This is a genomic window from Chromobacterium sp. Rain0013, from assembly GCF_015291765.1.
Lineage (GTDB): Bacteria > Pseudomonadota > Gammaproteobacteria > Burkholderiales > Chromobacteriaceae > Chromobacterium > Chromobacterium haemolyticum.
Genome location: NZ_CP031514.1, coordinates 3859135 through 3878041, shown reverse-complemented (window position 1 = coordinate 3878041; position 18907 = coordinate 3859135). Strand labels below are relative to the sequence as shown.

The 18907-nt window shown below is 63.8% G+C and carries 18 protein-coding genes; 15 read left to right on the top strand and 3 right to left on the bottom strand.

Features of this window, described 5'->3' with window-relative positions; all coding sequences use genetic code 11:
• The first annotated feature begins 8 nt into the window (after positions 1-8).
• From ispC to DXT74_RS17695, 14 genes are all read left to right on the top strand, one after another.
• Positions 9-1193 (top strand): 1-deoxy-D-xylulose-5-phosphate reductoisomerase, encoded by a 1185-nt coding sequence (gene ispC / locus DXT74_RS17760; protein WP_194426631.1) that lies wholly within the window; start codon positions 9-11, stop codon positions 1191-1193.
• Positions 1187-2530, top strand: coding sequence for an RIP metalloprotease RseP (gene rseP, locus DXT74_RS17755; protein ID WP_194426630.1), 1344 nt, complete (start codon positions 1187-1189; stop codon positions 2528-2530). The genes ispC and rseP overlap by 7 nt, the downstream gene beginning before the upstream one ends.
• Before the next feature lie 9 nt (positions 2531-2539).
• Complete coding sequence (gene bamA, locus DXT74_RS17750; RefSeq protein ID WP_043639920.1) at positions 2540-4828, top strand: outer membrane protein assembly factor BamA; 2289 nt, start codon at positions 2540-2542, stop codon at positions 4826-4828.
• 18 nt (positions 4829-4846) lie between these two features.
• Positions 4847-5332, top strand: coding sequence for an OmpH family outer membrane protein (locus tag DXT74_RS17745; RefSeq protein ID WP_043639914.1), 486 nt, complete (start codon positions 4847-4849; stop codon positions 5330-5332).
• A gap of 254 nt (positions 5333-5586) precedes the next feature.
• Complete coding sequence (gene lpxD / locus DXT74_RS17740) at positions 5587-6651, top strand: UDP-3-O-(3-hydroxymyristoyl)glucosamine N-acyltransferase (RefSeq protein WP_043639910.1); 1065 nt, start codon at positions 5587-5589, stop codon at positions 6649-6651.
• Positions 6644-7096: a 3-hydroxyacyl-ACP dehydratase FabZ gene (gene fabZ, locus DXT74_RS17735; RefSeq protein ID WP_043639907.1), complete on the top strand. Its 453-nt coding sequence runs from the start codon at positions 6644-6646 to the stop codon at positions 7094-7096. The genes lpxD and fabZ overlap by 8 nt, the downstream gene beginning before the upstream one ends.
• Positions 7097-7098: 2 nt before the next feature.
• Entirely contained in the window at positions 7099-7875 is a 777-nt protein-coding gene (gene lpxA, locus DXT74_RS17730) for an acyl-ACP--UDP-N-acetylglucosamine O-acyltransferase (protein WP_081556723.1), read from the top strand.
• Between the two features lie 5 nt (positions 7876-7880).
• Positions 7881-9053 (top strand): lipid-A-disaccharide synthase, encoded by a 1173-nt coding sequence (gene lpxB, locus DXT74_RS17725; RefSeq protein ID WP_194426629.1) that lies wholly within the window; start codon positions 7881-7883, stop codon positions 9051-9053.
• On the top strand, positions 9050-9652 hold the full coding sequence (gene rnhB, locus DXT74_RS17720) for a ribonuclease HII (RefSeq protein WP_194426628.1): 603 nt from the start codon (positions 9050-9052) through the stop codon (positions 9650-9652). The genes lpxB and rnhB overlap by 4 nt, the downstream gene beginning before the upstream one ends.
• Positions 9649-10140, top strand: coding sequence for a DNA-deoxyinosine glycosylase (locus DXT74_RS17715; RefSeq protein ID WP_194426627.1), 492 nt, complete (start codon positions 9649-9651; stop codon positions 10138-10140). Before rnhB ends, DXT74_RS17715 begins: the two co-directional genes overlap by 4 nt.
• Positions 10141-10195: 55 nt before the next feature.
• Positions 10196-10408, top strand: a complete 213-nt coding sequence (locus tag DXT74_RS17710; RefSeq protein ID WP_019100291.1) for a hypothetical protein — start codon at positions 10196-10198, stop codon at positions 10406-10408.
• Positions 10409-10633: 225 nt separating this feature from the next.
• On the top strand, positions 10634-11140 hold the full coding sequence (gene mobB, locus DXT74_RS17705; RefSeq protein WP_081557121.1) for a molybdopterin-guanine dinucleotide biosynthesis protein B: 507 nt from the start codon (positions 10634-10636) through the stop codon (positions 11138-11140).
• On the top strand, positions 11127-12320 hold the full coding sequence (gene glp, locus DXT74_RS17700) for a gephyrin-like molybdotransferase Glp (RefSeq protein ID WP_194426626.1): 1194 nt from the start codon (positions 11127-11129) through the stop codon (positions 12318-12320). Before mobB ends, glp begins: the two co-directional genes overlap by 14 nt.
• A 3-nt stretch (positions 12321-12323) precedes the next feature.
• Entirely contained in the window at positions 12324-12659 is a 336-nt protein-coding gene (locus tag DXT74_RS17695) for a 2Fe-2S iron-sulfur cluster-binding protein (protein WP_043639888.1), read from the top strand.
• Positions 12660-12843: 184 nt separating this feature from the next.
• Here DXT74_RS17695 and DXT74_RS17690 read toward each other — a convergent pair whose 3' ends face one another.
• Together DXT74_RS17690 and dsbD are read right to left on the bottom strand one after the other, a co-directional pair.
• On the bottom strand, positions 12844-13956 hold the full coding sequence (locus tag DXT74_RS17690) for an AI-2E family transporter (protein ID WP_052052309.1): 1113 nt from the start codon (positions 13954-13956) through the stop codon (positions 12844-12846).
• Between the two features lie 90 nt (positions 13957-14046).
• Positions 14047-15801 carry a protein-disulfide reductase DsbD gene (gene dsbD, locus DXT74_RS17685; protein WP_370551729.1) on the bottom strand — a complete coding sequence of 585 codons (1755 nt, stop codon included), beginning with the start codon at positions 15799-15801 and terminating at the stop codon, positions 14047-14049.
• A gap of 251 nt (positions 15802-16052) precedes the next feature.
• Here dsbD and DXT74_RS17680 point away from each other — a divergent pair, with 251 nt between their 5' ends.
• On the top strand, positions 16053-16835 hold the full coding sequence (locus DXT74_RS17680; RefSeq protein WP_043639885.1) for an alpha/beta fold hydrolase: 783 nt from the start codon (positions 16053-16055) through the stop codon (positions 16833-16835).
• 216 nt (positions 16836-17051) lie between these two features.
• Here the strand turns inward: DXT74_RS17680 and dxs are convergent, their stop codons facing one another.
• Entirely contained in the window at positions 17052-18902 is a 1851-nt protein-coding gene (gene dxs, locus DXT74_RS17675) for a 1-deoxy-D-xylulose-5-phosphate synthase (RefSeq protein WP_194426624.1), read from the bottom strand.
• Positions 18903-18907 lie beyond the last annotated feature (5 nt).

Genomic DNA, 18907 nt, shown 5'->3' with positions numbered 1-18907 from the left:
CACTTTCAATGACGAAACCGCAAGGGATTGTCGTTCTCGGCGCCACCGGCAGCGTGGGCGCCAATACGTTGGACGTGGTGGCGCGCCACCCCGAGCGTTACCGGGTGGTGGCGCTAAGCGGCAATCGTCAGATTGAGCGCTTGTTCGAGCAGGCCTTGCAATTCCGGCCGGCTTACGTGGTGACCGGCGACGCCGCGTCCGCGGACACCTTGCGCGCCCGGTTGGCCGAGGCTGGCGTGAACGCCGAGGTGCTGCACGGCCCGGCCGCCTTGGTCCAGGTGGCGGCGCTGCCCGAGGCCGATGTGGTGATGGCCTCCATCGTCGGCGCCGCCGGCCTGCCGTCCGCGATGGCGGCGGCGCGCGCCGGCAAGCGCATTTTGTTGGCCAACAAGGAGTCGTTGGTGGTGGCCGGTCGTCTGTTCATGGACGCGGCGCGCCGCCACGGCGCGACCCTGCTGCCGGTGGACAGCGAGCACAGCGCCATCTTTCAGTCGCTGCCGCACGACTACGCCGGCAATTTGGACGCCGCCGGCATCCGCAAGATCATCCTTACCGCCTCCGGCGGCCCCTTCCGTCAGTCTTCTGCAGAGGACTTGCTGCGCGTCACTCCGGACGACGCCTGTCGTCATCCCAACTGGGTGATGGGGCGCAAGATTTCCGTCGATTCCGCTTCCTTGATGAATAAGGGGTTGGAAGTGATCGAGGCGCATTGGCTGTTTTCCGCGCCCCCGGAACGCATCGAAGTCGTGGTGCATCCGCAAAGCGTGATTCATTCCATGGTGCAATATCGCGACGGTTCGGTGATGGCCCAGTTGGGCGCGCCGGATATGCGCACCCCCATCGCCTGCGCGCTGGCCTGGCCGGAGCGGGTCGAGGCCGGTGTGGGCTCGCTGGACTTTTCCTCCTTGTCCAACCTCACTTTCGAAGCGCCGGATCTGGAGCGTTTCCCTTGCCTGAAACTGGCTTTCGACGTGTTGCGCCTGGGCGGCGACGCGCCGGCGGTGTTGAACGCGGCGAATGAAGTCGCCGTGGACGCCTTCCTGAATGGACGCCTGCGTTTCGTCGACATCCCCGCGGTGGTGTCCGCCGCTCTGGACGGCGTCAGCCTGGCAGGCAGCGACTCGTTGGAAGCCTTGTTGGCCAAGGATGAGGAAGCGCGCGCCTTCGCGTTGCAGCGGGTGGCCGCATGCTGACTCTGCTCGCCTTCCTGGTCGCCATCGGCGTGCTGGTGACGTTTCACGAGCTGGGCCACTATTGGGTGGCCCGGTTGTGCGGGGTCAAGGTGCTGCGTTTTTCCATCGGCTTCGGCAAACCGCTGTGGTCATATTGGCGCAAGGGCACCGAGTGGGTCATCTGTCCGATCCCGCTGGGCGGCTATGTGCGCATGCTGGACGAGCGCGAGGGCCCGGTGACGGAAGCGTTGCGCCCGCAGGCGTTCAACAATCAGCATGTGCTGAAGCGCATCGCCATTGTCGCCGCCGGCCCGCTGGCCAATCTTTTGCTGGCGGTGCTGCTGTATTGGGTGGTGATGGGGCAGGGGGTGACTCAGATCAAGCCTCTGGTCGGCACCGTGGTGGCGCAGACCCCGGCGGCGGCGGCCGGCTTCGCGCCCGGCGACCGCATCCTGAACGTGGCTGGTCAGCCCGTGGCCAATTGGCAGCAGATCCGTCTTGCTCTGGTGGAGGCGGCAATGTCGCCGGACGCCACCGTGGTGCAGGTGGAGACCGCGGCGGGCGCTCGGGCTGAACGTCGCATTGACCCGGCACGTTTTGGCGACAAGGCGGTGACCGCGATGCAGCAAGGCAGCACCGGTCTGACGCCGGGGCGCTTTTTGCCTGTGATCGGCGCGTTGGAGGAGGGCGGCGCCGCGCAAAGCGCCGGCCTCAAGCCGGGCGACAAACTGCTGGCGCTCAACGGCAAGCCGCTGAGCAACTGGGAGGGATGGGTCGCCGAGGTGCGCAACAGCCCCGGCAGGGATCTGGAAGTGAAAATCCAGCGCGGTTCGGACACCCTGAGCATCAAGGTGCGGCCGCAGGCCCACCAGCAGGACGGCGAGGTGGTGGGGCGCATCGGCGCCGCGCCGCAGGCGGACGCAGTCTGGGGCCGCCAACTGTTGTACACCGAGCATTACTCGGTGGCGCAGGCCGGTCTGGCCGCCTTGGCCAAGACTTGGGACACCGGCTGGATGAGCGTCAAATTCATGGGGCGCATGCTGATGGGCCAGGCTTCCCTGGATAATTTGTCCGGTCCGCTGACCATCGCCAATGTCGCCGGCCAGACCGCGCGCGAGGGTTTGACGCCTTATCTGGAGTTTCTGGCGCTGATCAGCATCAGCATCGGCGTGCTGAATCTGCTGCCGATTCCAGTTCTGGATGGCGGGCACTTAATGTATTATGTCGCGGAGTTGATCAGAGGCCGCCCCGTCAGTGAGCGGGCGCAATTGTTCGGACAAAAAATTGGCTTCATCTTGCTGGCGTCTTTGATGGCGTTTGCCTTGCTGAATGATTTCAGCCGCCTATTTGGGGGTTAAAACCGATCTATGAAATTGAAATTGCTTGCAGCAGCCGTATTGGGCTTGACTACGGCCTCCATGGCCTGGGCTGTTGATCCCTTCGTCATCAAGGATATCCGGGTTGAGGGCCTGCAGCGCACCGAACCCGGCACCGTGTTCAATTATCTGCCGGTCAAGGTGGGCGACACCTTTAACGACCAGAAAGCCAACGAGGCGATCAAGGCCTTGTTCGCTACCGGCTTCTTCAACGATGTGCGCATCGAATCGCGCGACAGCGTGGTGATCGTGGCCGTGGCAGAGCGCCCGGTGGTCAGCCAGCTCAACATCAACGGCGCCAAGGAGTTCAGCAAGGACCAACTGAAAAAGGCGCTGAAGGATAACGGTTTCGCCGAATCGCTGATTTTCGATCAGGCGCTGCTGGACGGCGCGGTGCAGGAACTCAAGCGCCAGTATTACAGCCGCGGCAAGTACTCCGTGGAAGTGACTCCCTCGGTCACCAAGCTGGAACGCAACCGCGTGGCGGTGACGCTGGACATCAACGAAGGCGTGACCGCGCGCATCAAGGAAATCCGCATCGTTGGCGCCAATGCCTTCAAACAGTCCGAGCTGATCGACCAGTTCAGCCTGACCACCGGCGGCTGGCTGTCGTGGGTAACCAAGGACGACCAATATTCCAAGCAGAAGCTGACCGGCGACCTGGAGAAACTTAAAGCTTTCTACCAGAACCAGGGTTATCTCGAGTTCAACATCGACTCCACCCAGGTGTCGATCAGCGCCGACAAGCAGGATATGTTCCTGACGGTGAATATTCACGAAGGCAAGAAGTTCACCATCTCCGACATCAAGCTGGCCGGCGACCTCAAAGTGCCGGAAGCGGACCTGCGCAAGCTGATTCAGGCCAAGTCCGGGGACACTTTCAACAACGAGCGCATCACCGAATCGGTGAAATCGCTGAGCGACCGTCTGGGCCAGGCCGGCTACGCCTTCGCCAACGTCAACGTGCTGCCGGACATCGACCACGACAAACAGACGGTGGCCTTTACCTTCTTCGTGGATCCGGGCCGCAAGACCTATGTTCGCCGCGTCAATATCGCCGGCAACACCAAGACCCGCGACGAAGTGATTCGACGCGAGTTGCGCCAGCTGGAAGGCGCCCCTTACGGCGCGGACAAGATCAAGCGCAGCAAGGAACGCGTTGAGCTGTTGGGCTATTTCGAAGACGTCAATATCGAAACCCCGGCGGTGCCCGACGCCGCCGACCAGGTGGACATGAACATCAGCCTGAAGGAACGCTCCACCGGCAGCGTATCCGCCGGTATCGGCTTCGTGCAGGGCGAGGGCGTGCAATTGTCCGCCAACCTGTCGCAGAGCAATATCTTTGGTTCCGGCAAATACATGTCGCTGGGCCTGTCCACCGGCAAGGTGAACAAGAATATCTCGCTGTCTTTCACCGATCCGTACTTCACGCCGGACGGCGTCAGCCTGGGCTACGACTTGTACAACCGAGTCTACAACCCGGACGCCACCAATATCTCCGCGTACAAGACCAGCACCATAGGCGGGGCTGTGCGCTTCGGGGTGCCGGTGACCGAGTACGACCGCATCAACTTCAGCATCGGCGCGGAAAACACCAAGATCAGCACCTACAACAACAGTCCGCAGCGCTACAAGGACTTCGTCAACCAGTACGGCAGCAGCAACAATACCTTGCTGGGCACCATCAGCTGGGGCCGGGATACCCGCGACAGCGCGCTGTGGCCTACCCGCGGCGCGGTGATCAAGGTGGGCGCGGACGCCGGCCTGCCGGGCGGCGATCTGCAGTACTATCGCCTGACTCACCAGCAGACTTGGTTCTTCCCGCTGAGCAAAACCTTCACCCTGATGCTGAACGGCGAACTGGGCTATGCCGACGGTTACGGCAAAACCTCGCGCCTGCCGTTCTTCCAGAACTTCTACATGGGCGGCCTGGGCTCGGTGCGCGGTTACGACACCAGCAGTATCGGTCCGCGCGACACCAACGGCGACTACCTGGGCGGCACCCGCAAGGCGGTGGCCAACGCAGAAGTGCTGTTCCCGTTCCCGGGAATGAAGGACAATAAGTCGGTGCGCACCAGCTTGTTCTTCGACGCCGGCACCTTGTGGGATCCGTCTGTGGCGGGCAGTTCCGCCGGCGACGGCATCCGCTATTCCGCGGGCGTGGCGCTGACCTGGCTGTCTCCGATCGGTCCGATGAAGTTCAGTATCGCCAATCCGCTGAAGAAGAAGGACAACGACAAAGTCCAGCGCTTCCAATTCCAGCTGGGTACCGTGTTCTAAAATTGACGGGGTTGTTATATGAAAGCATTGCTGTGGGCGGCCGCCATCGTATCGGCAGTCGCCATGTCGGCCCAGGCGGCCGAACTCAAAATGGGCTATGTCAACACTGAGCGCATCTATCGCGAAGCCGCGCCGGCCATCGCCATCCAGAAACGTCTGGACAAGGAGTTCTCCGAGCGGCGCAACGAGCTGAAGAAGATGGAGGCGCGCGCCAAGGAGCTGGAGTCCCAGCTGGCCAAGAGCAGCTTGAATTCCGACGACCGCAAGCGCTACGAGCGCGAGTACGCGGCGCTGGACCGGGATTACCGGGCCAAGGGCCGCGAGCTGTCCGAGGACTTCAACCAGCGCCGCAACGAGGAGTTCGCTTCGGTGCAGGAGCGGGCCAACCGCGCGCTCAAGCAACTTGCCGAGCGCGAGCAGTACGATCTGATCCTGCAAGACGTGGTGTATGTGAACCCCAAGTACGACCTGACGCCCAAGGTTCTGAAGGAACTGGAACGCTGAAGGCAGGGCGGGGCGGCCTAAGAGCCTGTTAAAAGTTTCGCGAGCCAAGGCGAGACAAGGCGAAAACGAGCGAAAAAGCGGAGTGTACGAGGGGTACATGAGCATTTTGAGCTTGTACTCACCGTGCGACGCTCCACGAAGCGCAGCAGACTTTGAACAGGTTCTAACGGCCGCCCCGGATGTGCGCGGCTGTGGCCGGTGCGCCAACACATAATTACGGGAGCAAGCCGACCCCAGGTCGGCTTTCGTTTTTGATGGCTTATACCCTCTCATTTATTATCGAAAGGTTGGGCGGCGAGCGGGCCGGCCCGGACCTGACGGTCGGCCGCCTGGCGCCGCTGGAAGCGGCCGCGGCCGGCGATATCGCCTTTCTGGCCAACCCCAAGTATCGCAAGCAGCTGGACGACAGCGACGCCAGCGCGGTGATCGTTTCGCCCAAGATGGCGGAAGAGCTGGCGCAGAGCGAGGCCTGGAGCCAGCGCTCCTGGATCGTCGCCGCCGACCCCTATCTCTACTTCGCGCGCCTGGCGGCCTTGTTCCACCCGCAGCCGCAGCCGCAAGCCGGCGTGCACCCCAGCGCGGTGCTGGGCGAGGGCGCTCGGGTAGCGGCCAGCGCCGAGGTGCGCGAGCACGTCAGCATCGGCCGTAATGCGGTCATCGGCGAGCGCTGCCGTCTGCTGCCGGGCGTGGTGGTGGGAGACGACTGTGTGTTGGGCGACGACGTGGTGTTGTACCCCAACGTCACGCTGTACCACGGCTGTGTGCTGGGCAACCGCGTCGGCGTGCACTCAGGCAGCGTGATCGGCGCGGACGGCTTCGGCCTGGCCTGGGATAAGGACCACTGGTTCAAAATTCCGCAAACCGGCCGCGTCATCATTGAGGACGATGTGGAAATCGGCGCCAACACCACGGTGGATCGCGGCGCGATGGCGGACACTGTCATCAGGAAAGGCGCCAAGGTGGACAACCTGGTGCAGATCGCCCACAACGTACAGATCGGCGAGCATTCCGCCATCGCCGGCTGCGTCGGCATCGCCGGCAGCGCCAAAATTGGCGCTTACTGCACGGTGGGCGGCGCGGCGATGTTCGTCGGCCATATTGAAATAGCGGATAAAACCCATATCGGCGGCGGGACCCTGGTGTCGAAGTCGATCAAGACGCCTGGCACTTACGCCTCGTCTTACCCATTGCAACCGATGAAAGAGTGGCTGGCCAACGCCGTGCACGTCCGTCACCTGGATGATATGGCCAAGCGGCTCAAGCAGCTCGAACGTGAGCTCAAAGAAATGAAGAATCAGGAGGAATCCCCCAATGTCTGAACACGCCATCACCATTGATGTCCGCGAAATCATGCGCTATCTGCCGCATCGCTATCCTTTCCTGCTGGTGGACCGTGTCACCGAATTCGAGGAAAACAAACGCATCAAGGCGCTGAAGAACGTCACCATCAACGAACCGTTCTTCGTTGGCCACTTCGAGCAGTATCCGGTGATGCCGGGCGTGCTGATCATCGAGGCGATGGCTCAGGCCGCCGGCATCCTGGCCATCCGCAGCCAGGGCGAGCGCGCCGAGAACGAGCTGTATTTCTTCGTCGGCATCGACAACGCCCGTTTCAAGCGCCAAGTGGTACCGGGCGATCAACTGACCTTCGAAGTGGAGCTGATCACCAGCAAGCGCGGCATCGGCAAGTACTCCGCCCGCGCGCTGGTGGACGGCCAGCTGGCTTGCGAAGCCGAAATCATGTGCGCCAAGCGCGAGGTGTGATCATGGCCATCCATCCAACCGCCATCGTCGACCCCAAGGCCCGGATCGCCGACGACGTCGAGATCGGTCCTTACTCCATCATCGGCCCCAACGTCAGCATCGGCAGCGGCAGCTGGGTTGGTCCCCATGTGGTGATCGAAGGGCACACCACCATCGGCAAGAACAACCGCATCTTCCAGTTCTGCTCGCTGGGCGCCATACCGCAAGACCTGAAGTACGCTGGCGAGCCGACCCGCCTGGAAATCGGAGACAACAACACCATCCGCGAATTTTGCACCTTTAATACCGGCACGGTGCAGGATGGTGGCGTGACCCGCGTGGGCAATGAAAACTGGGTGATGGCCTATGTGCACATAGCGCATGACTGCCAGGTGGGCAGCCATACCATCCTGGCCAATAACGCTACGCTGGCCGGTCACGTACATATCAGCGACTGGGTGTTCCTGGGCGGTTTCACCAGCGTGCACCAGTTCGTCATTATTGGCGAGCATGCGATGACCGCTTTCGCCAGCGCCGTGGCTCAGGACATCCCGCCATTTGTGACCGCCCACGGCAACCGCGCTGTGCCCTCCGGCATCAACGCCGAAGGCATGAGACGCCGGGGTTTCAGCGCAGAGCAGATCCGCCGCGTGCGTGGCGCTTATAAGACACTGTACCGCCAGGGTCTGCCCTTCGAAGACGCCAAGGCCGCCATCCTGGAGGAAGCCGCCGTCGGCCACGACGAGCTGGCGCCGTTCACCCGCTTCTTTGGCCAGTCCGCCAGAGGCATCATTCGCTAAGATCCATGCCCGACACTTTGTTTAAAAGCAAGCGGGCACTGAAGGTCGCCATGGTGGCTGGGGAAGCCTCTGGCGACCTTCTTGCCGCCCACCTGATGGATGCGCTGCTGGCGCGCTATCCCGACATCGAGTTCGCCGGCATCGGCGGCCCGCGGATGGAAGCCAGGGGCTTCGTCAGCCATGCGCCGCAAAGCCGGCTGGCGGTGATGGGCTACGCCGAAGTGCTCAAGCGTTTGCCGGAGCTGCTGCGCATCCGCCGTACCCTGCGCGACCGCCTGATTGCGGAGAAGCCGGATGTTTTCATCGGCATTGACGCGCCTGACTTCAACCTGGATCTGGAGGCCGCGCTCAAACGCGCCGGCATTCCCACCGTTCACTACGTCAGCCCCTCGGTTTGGGCCTGGCGTCCGGAGCGGGTGCAGAAGATAGGCCGCAGCGTCAGTCACATGCTGTGCTTGTTCCCGATGGAGCCTCCCTTGTATCGCCAGGCCGGGGTGCCGGTGACCTATGTCGGCCACCCGTTGGCCAGCGAGATCCCGTTGAGGCCGGACCAGAGCGCGATGCGCGAACAACTGGGGCTGCCGCAGCGCGCGCCGGTGTTCACCCTGATGCCGGGTAGCCGCATCGGCGAACTGGAGCACATGGCGCCGCTGTACATCGAAACCGCCAAGTTGCTGCTGAAAAGCTATCCGGACGGCCAGTTCCTGGTGCCGCTGGCCACGCGTCCAACGATGGAGTTGTTCGACCGCATGCTGACCCGTCACAAGGGCTGGGATCTGCCCTTGCGCAAGCTGTTCGGCCACGCGCAGATGGCGATGATCGCTAGCGACGCGGTGTTGGTCACCAGCGGCACCGCCACGCTGGAAGTGGCGCTGACCAAGAAGCCGATGGTGATCAGCTACAAGCTGTCCGCGCTGACTTACCGCCTGGTCAAACGCAAAATCCGTCTGCCCTACGTCGGCCTGCCCAATATCCTGTGCGGGCGCTTCGTGGTGCCGGAACTGCTGCAGAAACAGGCCACGCCGGCCAAGCTGGCGGCGGAGATGCAAAGGCTGTACGAAGATCAGGACGCGCGCCGCGAGATGGTGCAGACCTTTACCGAGCTGCATCAGTCGCTGCGTCAGGACACGGCCGCGCTGGCCGCGGACGCGGTGTTGCAGGTGGCGGGGCGGCAATGAGCGGGCTTGATCTGGAGAGGATCGCCGGCGTCGACGAAGCTGGCCGCGGCCCGCTGGCCGGCGCGGTGTTCGCCGCCGCGGTGATTCTGGACCCGTCCAAGCCTATCGCCGGCCTGGCGGACTCCAAAGTGCTGAGCGAGGCCCGCCGGGACGAGCTGGCCTTGTTGATCAAGCGGGACGCGCTGGCCTGGTGCATCGCCAGCGCCAGTGTCGAGGAAATCGACAAGCTCAATATTCTGCACGCCACCATGCTGGCGATGACACGCGCGGTGCAAGGCCTGCAGCCGCAGGCGACGCGCGCGCTGATCGACGGCAACCGTGTGCCCAAGGGGCTGCCGGTGCCGGGGGAAGCCATCGTCAAGGGCGACGCCAAGGTGGCGGCCATCTCCGCGGCCTCCATTCTGGCCAAAACCGCGCGTGATGCCGAACTGGTGGCCCTGGACGCTCTCTATCCGCAATACGGCTTCGCTCGCCACAAGGGTTACCCCACCGCGGAACACCTGGCCGCGCTGGAACGGCACGGCGCCTTGACGGCTCACCGCAAGAGCTTTGGTCCGGTCAAAGCCTGGCTGGCGCGCCAGCAGGGGCAGTTGTTTTGAGCGGAGAGGGCGCCAAATCCTGCTTCCCGCCGGTAGCGAGGCCGGACGCCCGCGTGCTGGTGCTGGGTTCCTTGCCCGGCGACGCCTCCTTGCAGGCCGGCCAGTACTACGCTCACCCCCGCAATCAATTCTGGCCGCTGATGCAGGTCATCACTGGCCGGCGCTTGGTCGAACTGGCCTACGCCGAGCGCCTGGAGGCGCTGCAGCAGGCCGGCGTGGCGCTCTGGGACGTGATTGCCAGCGCGCGGCGCCGGGGCAGCCTGGACGCCGACATCCGCGATCAGCAGTCCAACGATTTGCGCGAGCTGGCGCAAAGCCTGCCGCGGCTGCGCGCGGTCGCTTTCAACGGCGCCACCGCCGCGCGCGCGGCCGGACAGCTGGACGGGCTGGCCCTGGACATCCTGGCCTTGCCATCTTCCAGCCCGGCGCATACCCTGGCGTTTGACAGAAAACTTGAAGTTTGGCGGCAACTGGGACGATATTTGTAGTTGACGATGGCCAAATGCGCTTGTCGTCGCGATGAAACCACCTGGGGGAGCGAATATGGGCCATTACTGCATATGGTTTGTCACGCCGGACGACAGCGTGATGCGCCGGGCCGAAGTGGTGATCAACGGCGTGATCCATTGCCATCAGGTGCTGGAGGAAATCGAGGCGCAGCTGGCGGTGGACTGCGGGCTGACCCAGGTGATGATCGTGGACTGGAAACGTTTTGAAACACCGGAGCCCGCCAGCAAGCTAGCTCATGCGGCCTAAGAGCCTGTTCAAAGTCTGTTGCGCTTGGGCGATACGGCGTTAAAACCGCCTTCGAAATGCTCATGGACTGGATGCGCATTCGGCTTTCTCAGCTGTTTTCGCCTGTCTCTCTCTAGCCGGCAAGATCGTAAATACGCTCTAGGCGGCTAGCTCCTTGGTAGGAGTCAAGCCCGCGGGCGGCCATGCTATCATGGCCGCCTGAATCTTTATGGGGGCGTCTGCGCCATGCGCGTGTTGGGTTTCGCCGGCTATTCCGGCAGCGGCAAGACCACCTTGCTGGAAAAACTGATTCCCCGGCTGACGGCGCGCGGCCTGCGCGTCGCCGTGATCAAGCACACTCACCACGATGTGGACTGGGACACCCCGGGAAAGGATAGCTGGCGCCACCGCCAGGCCGGCGCGGCGCAAGTGCTGCTGGCTTCGGCCCGTCGCCGTATGCTGGTGGAGGAACTGGCGGACAGCAACGAGCTGCCGTTGGCCGCCCACCTGGCCATGCTGGGCCCCTGCGACCTGGCCCTGGCCGAAGGCTTCAAACAGGAAGCCATTCCCAAGATAGAAGTGGTCAACAGCGCTTTGGCCGCGCCGGCCTTGCATCCGGTCGATCCGCAAGTGCTGGCCGTGGTCGGCGACTTGCCGCAGGCGCTGGACATCCCCTGGTTTCATCGCGACGACGCGGACGCTGTCGCCGCCTTCCTGATTTCAAGATTGGACCTGTCCCATGCTGAGCTTTGAACAAGCCCGCGACTGGCTGCTGCAACGCGCGCAGCCGCTGGCCGCCACTGAACAAGTCGAACTGCTGGCCGCGGCCGGCCGCGTGCTGGCCGAGCCGGTGCTGGCCACGCTGGACGTGCCGCCGCACGACAATAGCGCGATGGACGGCTACGCCTTGCGCGCCGCGGAGCAAACCGCGGCGATGCCGGTGTCGCAGCGAGTGCCCGCCGGCAGCGTGCCGCAAGCGCTGGCCGCCGGCAGCGTGGCGCGCATTTTCACCGGCGCGCCCATTCCGCCCGGCGCCGACGCCGTCATCATGCAGGAGCAGGCCGAAACGGCCGACGACGGCACAGTCAGTTTCAGCCAGCCGGCCAGCACCGGCCAGAACATTCGTCGCCGCGGCGAAGACATCCGCGTCGGTCAGGAAATCCTGCCGGCGGGCAAGGTGCTGAACCCCGCCGACATCGGTCTGGCTGCGTCCATCGGCGTGGAGACGCTGACGGTGTTCCGCCCGTTGCGGGTGGCGGTATTCTTCACCGGCGACGAACTGGTGGAGCCGGGCCGGCCGCTGGCCGCCGGCCAGATTTACAACTCCAATCGTTATTGGCTGGCGCCGGCGTTGATGCGCCTGGGCTGCGAGGTGATTGATCTGGGCATTGTCCGCGATTCTCTTGGCGCCACGCGCGAGGCGCTGCGAGACGCCGCGGATGCCGCCGATGTGATCATGACCTGCGGCGGGGTGTCGGTGGGTGAGGAAGACCACGTCAAGGCCGCGGTGGAGGCCGAGGGCTCGCTAGACCTGTGGAAGCTGGCAATCAAGCCGGGCAAGCCGCTGGCCTACGGCAAGGTGGGGCAGGCGGATTTCATCGGTCTGCCCGGCAACCCGGTGTCCGGCTTCGTCACCTTCCAGGTGTTGGCGAGGGCCTTCCTGGAGCGGCGCGCCGGCCTGCCAGTATCGGCGCTGACGCCGGAAGGCCCTTATCCGGCGGCTTTTGATTGGACCCGGCCGGATGCGCGCCGCAGCGAATTCATCCGCGTGCGGCGCGTGTGCGTGGACGGCCGCTGGCAACTGGAACTGTACCCGCAGCAAGGTTCCGGCGTGCTGATGTCCTGCGCCTGGGCTGACGGCCTGGTGCGCTTGGAGCCGGGTCAGGCCGTGGCGCGCGGCGATATGCTGCCCTATTTGCCGCTGGTGCAGTGAGCCGTGCCCACCATCCGTTTCGTCGACGAAAACGGCGCACTGCTCGGCGAACAGCAGGCGGCGGCTGGGGATAACCTGCTGGACCTGGCTCGGCTGGCGGACGTGCCCCTGCATTGGCGTTGCGGGCAGGGCACGTGCGGCACCTGCAAGGTGAGGCTGGCGACACCGGAGGCGGAGCAGCGGCCCAGCCGCAAGGAGCGCAACGTGTTGCTCCGCGCCGGCGCCATCGACGCCGCCCTGGCCGCCAGCGAATGCTGGACCGAAGCGCGGCCTTGGCGGCTGGCCTGCCATTTGCATCTGAGCGAGGAAGACTGGGAAGTGGAGTGTCCGGCGTTTTGAGCGCCAAATACAAAAGGGCTCGCATGCGAGCCCTTTTGTATTTGGAAGGTGTTTACTCTCTTGCGAGCGCTAGCGAAAACGGCTGAAAAAGCGGAGTGCGCACACGATGCATGAGCATTTTGAGGCCGTTTTCAATGCCGCAGCGCCGACGCGTAGCAGATCGTCAACAGCCTCTTTTGATGCGTTATTCGGAAGCGCCGACCTGTTCGCAGGTGTCGTCCTCGCCGGTCTTGGGCTCCGGGCATTCCGGGCGCAGCCAATGGCGCAACATGGTCAAGGCTACCGCTAGCAGGGTGGGGCCGATGAACAGGCCTATCACCCCCCAGGCGATCAGGCCGCCGATTACGCCCAGAAAGATCAGCGACAGCGGCATCTGCGCGCCCTGGCTGATCAGCAAGGGCTTCAGAATATTGTCTATGGTGTTGATCAGCAAGAAGCCCCAGACCAGCAGGAAGATGCCAAGGCCGGTGTTGCCGGTGTAAAACACCCAGGCCGCGGCCGGCAGCCAGACGATCAGCGTGGGCATTTGCGCCACCGCGACGATGAAGCAGAGGAAGCCCAGCACCAGCGCGCCGGGCACGCCGGCGATCAAAAGGCCGATCACGCACAGGATGGTCTGCGCCAGCGCGGTGCCCACCACGCCGGTGGTGACGCTGCGTATGGTGCGGGCTATCACGTCCGGCAATTCGCCGGCCGGCGCGCCACCCAGCTTGATCACGATCAGCTCCACCATGTCCCACAGCCGGTCGCCATTGATCAGCAGCAAGCCGGACACAATGATGGCCAGCACGATTTCCAGCAGGCTCAGGCTGAGATTGGCGCCGCCGGACAGCAGCCACAACGCGCCTTGGTTGACCGCCGGGCGGATTTTTTCGAAGAAGCCGGGCAGGTCGGCCTGCACGCTGCCCCACAGCTTTTGCAGGCTTTCGCCCACCACCGGGATATTGGCCAGCCAAGTAGGCGCGTTGGGCAGCGTCAGCTGGGTCAGGTCGTGGGTGAGGCCGGACAGGTGGGGCAGGGTGTCGGCCAGGGTCAGCGCCATCAGGCCGATGGGGATGGCCAGGGCCAAGGCCAGCGCCAGCACGATGAGCAGGGCGGCCAATTTGTGGCGCTCTCCCAGCTTTTGCCGTAGTCGGCAATGCATTGGCCAAGCGGAAATGGCAATGATGGCGGCCCAGGTCAGAGCGCCGAGAAAGGGTTGGATCACGCGCAGGCAGGACATCACCAGCAGCGCGATGATGGCGATCTGAAACACCGCCAGGATGCTGACATTGGAGAACGCTTTATTGATGGCCATGGGGCTCTCGGAAAATGAAAACGGGCCGATCGAAAGATCGGCCCGCTGATTCTGCAATGCAATGAGCGTGAATGCAATTGGCGCTTGTCGCTATTGCGGATTCACCGTCGCCAGGGTCTTGGCGAAGGCTTCCGCCTGCGTGAAGCCGATCACGCGATCCGCTTCCTGCCCCAGTTTGTCGAACAAGATAATGCCCGGCGGGCCAAACAGGCCGAAACGCTTGAGCAAAGCCTGGTGCTCCGCGTTGTTGGCGGTGACGTCGGCCTTGGCCAGCACATAGCCCTGCATTTGGCGGCCGACCGCCGGATTCGGGAAGGTTTCCGCCTCCATCTCCTTGCAGGACACGCACCAGTCGGCATAGAAATCCAGCAACAGCGGCTTGCCTTCCGCCTTGGCCTTGGCCAGCAGCGCATCCAGTTGTGCGCTGTTGGCCACCGGCTGGAACGCCGCCGCGGCCTTGGCCTCCGCCTGGCCCTGGCCCAGCCAGCGCAAGGGGTAGCGCGGGTTGTCGGCGCCGGCCAGCAGGCCGGCCAATTGCGCCGCGCCGATCAGCAGCAGAGCCACCCCGGCGGCCTTGCCCAAGCGACGCGGAGCGCCGGCGTTGCTCGGCAGCGCCTCCAGCGCGCCCAGGGACACCGCGCTGCCTATCAGCAGCAAGGCCCACAGCAGCATGACCAGCGCGCCCGGCAGGAAGGGCGTGGCCAGCCAGATGGCCAGGCCCAGCATCACGACGCCGAAGCCGGCTTTGACTGTTTTCATCCAGCCGCCGGCGCGGGGCAGCACATGGCCGCCGAAGGTGCCGATCAGGATCAGCGGCAGGCCCAGGCCCAACGCCATCGCGTACAGCGCCGCGCCGCCCAGAGCGGCGTCGCCGGTGCTGCCGATATAGCCCAGCGCCAGCGCCAGCGGCGGGGCGACGCAGGGGCCGATGATCAGCGCGGACAGCGCGCCCATCGCGAATACGGTGGCGAATTTGCCGCCGGACAGATGATTGGAGGTGTCGGCCAGCCGCGATTGCAGCGCCGACGGCAGCTGGATGGTGAACAGATCGAACATGGACAGCGCGAACACCACCATCAGCGCGCTGGCGCTTAGCACCACCGCCGGCTGTTGCAGCCATACGGTGAGCAAGGCGCCGGTGAGGCCGGCGATGACGCCGACCACGGTGTAAGTCAGCGCTAGGCCTTGCACATAGGTGAAGGACAACAGGAAGCCGCGGCGGCGGGTCAGGGTAGCGCCCTGGCCGGCAATCAATGAGGAGACGATGGGCAGCAGCGGGTACATGCAGGCGGTGAACGCCATGCCGATGCCCGCCAGCAAAAAGGTGCCCAATGTGGTCAGCCAACCCTGGGCTGCCAGCTCATTGTTGCCGGCCGGGGACTTTCCCTGAGGGGGCGCCTCCGACAGCCATTCGCCCAGCTTGCCGCCGGCGGACGGCGTGCCGCCCACTTTGAGCTTGTGGGTGTAAGGCGGATAGCACACGCCGGCGTCGGCGCAGCCTTGCAGGCGTACTTGCAACTCAAACTCTGCAGGCGCATTGGCTTGCAGCGGCACCGTTATCACGTTTTTGCCGGTGAATACGGTTTGTTTGCCGAAGTACGGGTCGTTCTTTTCCTTGCCGGCCGGGAACTGCGGCGCGCCCACCAGCTTGGCCGGCTGGCTGCTGATCTGGGTGCGGTCGCGGTACAGGTAGTAACCGGGAGCCACGTCCAGCGTCAGCTTGAGCTGTTCGCCGGCGCGTTCAACCTTGGCGGCGAAGGCTTGCTCCGCCGGCAGCAGATCGTCCTGGTTGACGGCGTGCGCGGGCAGGCTCAAGCCCAGGCAGGCCAGCGAGACCGCGAGCAAGCCCACGATCCGGGATGAGAGTAGCGATAAGTTGATTGGCACGGGATGACTCTATGGTTTATGGTCGTTAGCGTTTGAATGACCGGCGCGCTCAGGCATTGGTTCCTTGGCGGCCGGGCGGGGCGCGGAGGGCGGCGGACTGGGTTGCCGCCGCGTCTTGCTATGCGAAAACAATATGCATTAAATTCAAATTCCGGGCAAACGGTAAGATAGAATATTTATATAAAAACTAGGGCGCAACACCATACATCATGCGAGAAACGATTCACTTTGCTCATGCCAACAGTTTTCCGGCCTCGGTTTACCGCAAGTTTCTAGCCGCGTTGGGCGAGCGCCACCAAGTGGGCTTCCTCGATGCCATCGGCCATGATCCGGCCTATCCGGTGACAGACTGCTGGCCCCATCTGGTGGAGGAAACCATTGCGCACATCGAAAGCCACTATCAAGGGCCCATCGTCGGCGTCGGCCATTCGCTGGGCGGCTTTTTGATGTTCTATGCCGCATTGCGCCGGCCGGAGTTGTTCAAGCGCATTGTGATTCTGGATTCGCCGCTGATGGGGCCGTTCCGCTCGCGCGGCATTTGGCTGGCCAAGAAGCTGGGCTTCATCGACCGCGTCACCCCGGGCGGCAACACCCTGAAGCGGCGCGATAACTGGGCATCGGTGGCCATGGTTCACGACTACTTCGCCCGCAAGCCGATGTTTGCCCGTTTCGATCCGGACTGCCTGGCCGACTACGCCGAGCACGGCACCGTGGACGACGGACAGGGCGGGCGCAAGCTCAAATTCCGTCCGCAGATAGAACATGAGATTTACTGCGCGCTGCCGCATGATTTTCCTCGTTATCGCGGCCAATTGAAAGTGCCGGCCGCCTTTATCGCGGGAGCCGGTTCGGATGTGCTCAAGCCGGCGGACCTGCGCTTCATGCGCAAACACTTCAATATTCAGGTGCAGATGCAGCAGGGCAGCCATCTGTTCCCGCTGGAGCGGCCGGAGGAAACCGCGCGGCGCATTTTGGAGCTGCTGGAGTCTTGAGCGTTTCCAAAGGCGGTTTCAGGTAAAACAAAGCCCGGCCAAGCCGGGCTTTGTGTTGTCGCAAGGAGAGGGCTGAGAACCTGTTTACGATCTGCTGCGCAGCGGCGATACAGCGTTAAAAACACGCTCAAAATGCTCATGTACCCCTTGTACATTCCGCTTTTTCGCTTGTTTTCGCCTTGTCTCGCCCTTGCTTGCGAGATCGTGAGCAGGCTCTTACAGCATGGCCAGCCGTTGGCGCGCGCTGCGCTCGATGCCGGCGGCATCCAGGCCGCAGTCGGCCAGCAAGCCGGCCGGATCGCCGTGCTCCACGTAATCGTCCGGCAGACCCAATTGCAGCACTGGTTTAAGGATGCCCATTGCTTGCATCGCCTCCACACAGGCCGAACCGGCGCCGCCCATCACCACGTTTTCCTCCACGGTGATGACCAGATCGTGGCTTTCCGCCAGCCGGCACACCAGTTCCGCGTCCAGCGGCTTGACGAAGCGCATGTCGGCCACGGTGGCGTTTAGCGCCTCGGCCGCGGCCAGCGCCGGCGTTACCATGCTGCCGAAGGCGAGAATGGCCACTTTTTCGCCCTGGCGGCGCACCAAGCCCTTGCCCAGCGGCAGCGCCGCCATTTCCGCCTGGATCTCGGCGCCGGGGCCGGTGCCGCGCGGATAGCGCACCGCGGCCGGGCTGTTCATCTGGAAACCGGTGTACAGCATCTGGCGGCATTCGTTTTCGTCCGAAGGCGCCATCACCGTCAGGTTGGGAATGCAGCGCAGGAAGGACAGGTCGAAGGCGCCCGCATGGGTGGGGCCGTCCGCGCCCACCAGGCCGGCGCGGTCGATGGCGAACAAGACCGGCAGGTTTTGCAGCGCCACGTCGTGGATCAGCTGGTCGTAAGCGCGTTGCAGGAAGGTGGAGTAGATGGCCACCACCGGTTTGACGCCGTCGCAGGCCAGGCCGGCGGCGAAGGTGACCGCGTGCTGTTCTGCGATGGCCACGTCGTAATAGCGGTCCGCGTGCTCTTGTTCGAAGCGCACCAGGCCGGAGCCTTCGCGCATTGCCGGAGTGATGCCCACCAGGCGCGGGTCGCGCTTGGCCATGTCGCAGATCCAGTCGCCGAACACCTGGGTGTACTGCGGCTTCCCGCCGCCCTTGCCGCTGGCCAGGCCGTTATTGGGATCGAACTTGGTGACGCCGTGGTATTTGACCGGGTCGCTCTCCGCCAGCTTGTAGCCGTGGCCTTTCTTGGTGACGATGTGCAGGAACTGCGGCCCCTTGAGGCTGCGGATATTGCTCAGGGTGTCCACCAGCACGTCCACATCGTGGCCGTCGATGGGGCCGATGTAGTTGAAGCCGAACTCCTCGAACAGGGTACCCGGGGTGAAGAAGCCCTTGACGTGCTCTTCCACCTTGCTGGCGATCTCCTTCAGCGGCGGAGCGATGCCCAGCACCTTGCTGGAACCTTCGCGCATCGCCGCGTAGAAGCGGCCGGACATCAGCTTGGCCAGGTAGTTGTTGAGCGCGCCCACATTGGGCGAGATGGACATCTCGTTGTCGTTGAGCACCACCAGCAGGTCGGTGTCCATCGCGCCGGCGTTGTTGAGGGCTTCAAAAGCCTGGCCGGCGGTCATGGAGCCGTCGCCGATGATGGCCACGCTTTTGCGCTCTATGCCTTGAGTCTTGGCCGCCACCGCCATGCCCAGCGCCGCGCCGATGGAGGTGGAGGAATGGCCGACGCCAAAGGTGTCGTATTCCGATTCGTCGCGCTTGGGAAAGCCGGCCAAGCCGCCTTTCTGGCGCATGCTGCCCATGCGTTCGCGGCGGCCGGTCAGGATTTTGTGCGGATAGGTTTGGTGGCCCACGTCCCACACCAGGCGGTCGTCCGGGGTGTTGAAGACATAGTGAAGGGCGATGGTCAGCTCAATGCTGCCCAGGTTGGAGGCGAAGTGGCCGCCGGTCTTGCTGACGCTTTCCACCAGAAAGTCGCGCAGTTCCGTGGCCAGCGGCGCAAGCTGCTGGCGCGACAGCTTGCGCAGGTCGGCAGGGCATTGAATGGTCTCGAGCAAGGGATACATAGTTT

What these genes read in the sequence shown, in the direction of transcription:
- ispC (WP_194426631.1), top strand. Translation starts at nt 9, where the DNA reads ATGACGAAACCGCAAGGGATTGTCGTTCTCGGCGCCACCGGCAGCGTG.
- rseP (WP_194426630.1), top strand. Translation starts at nt 1,187, where the DNA reads ATGCTGACTCTGCTCGCCTTCCTGGTCGCCATCGGCGTGCTGGTGACG.
- bamA (WP_043639920.1), top strand. Translation starts at nt 2,540, where the DNA reads ATGAAATTGAAATTGCTTGCAGCAGCCGTATTGGGCTTGACTACGGCC.
- DXT74_RS17745 (WP_043639914.1), top strand. Translation starts at nt 4,847, where the DNA reads ATGAAAGCATTGCTGTGGGCGGCCGCCATCGTATCGGCAGTCGCCATG.
- lpxD (WP_043639910.1), top strand. Translation starts at nt 5,587, where the DNA reads ATGGCTTATACCCTCTCATTTATTATCGAAAGGTTGGGCGGCGAGCGG.
- fabZ (WP_043639907.1), top strand. Translation starts at nt 6,644, where the DNA reads ATGTCTGAACACGCCATCACCATTGATGTCCGCGAAATCATGCGCTAT.
- lpxA (WP_081556723.1), top strand. Translation starts at nt 7,099, where the DNA reads ATGGCCATCCATCCAACCGCCATCGTCGACCCCAAGGCCCGGATCGCC.
- lpxB (WP_194426629.1), top strand. Translation starts at nt 7,881, where the DNA reads ATGCCCGACACTTTGTTTAAAAGCAAGCGGGCACTGAAGGTCGCCATG.
- rnhB (WP_194426628.1), top strand. Translation starts at nt 9,050, where the DNA reads ATGAGCGGGCTTGATCTGGAGAGGATCGCCGGCGTCGACGAAGCTGGC.
- DXT74_RS17710 (WP_019100291.1), top strand. Translation starts at nt 10,196, where the DNA reads ATGGGCCATTACTGCATATGGTTTGTCACGCCGGACGACAGCGTGATG.
- mobB (WP_081557121.1), top strand. Translation starts at nt 10,634, where the DNA reads ATGCGCGTGTTGGGTTTCGCCGGCTATTCCGGCAGCGGCAAGACCACC.
- glp (WP_194426626.1), top strand. Translation starts at nt 11,127, where the DNA reads ATGCTGAGCTTTGAACAAGCCCGCGACTGGCTGCTGCAACGCGCGCAG.
- DXT74_RS17690 (WP_052052309.1), bottom strand. Translation starts at nt 13,956, where the DNA reads ATGGCCATCAATAAAGCGTTCTCCAATGTCAGCATCCTGGCGGTGTTT.
- DXT74_RS17680 (WP_043639885.1), top strand. Translation starts at nt 16,053, where the DNA reads ATGCGAGAAACGATTCACTTTGCTCATGCCAACAGTTTTCCGGCCTCG.
- dxs (WP_194426624.1), bottom strand. Translation starts at nt 18,902, where the DNA reads ATGTATCCCTTGCTCGAGACCATTCAATGCCCTGCCGACCTGCGCAAG.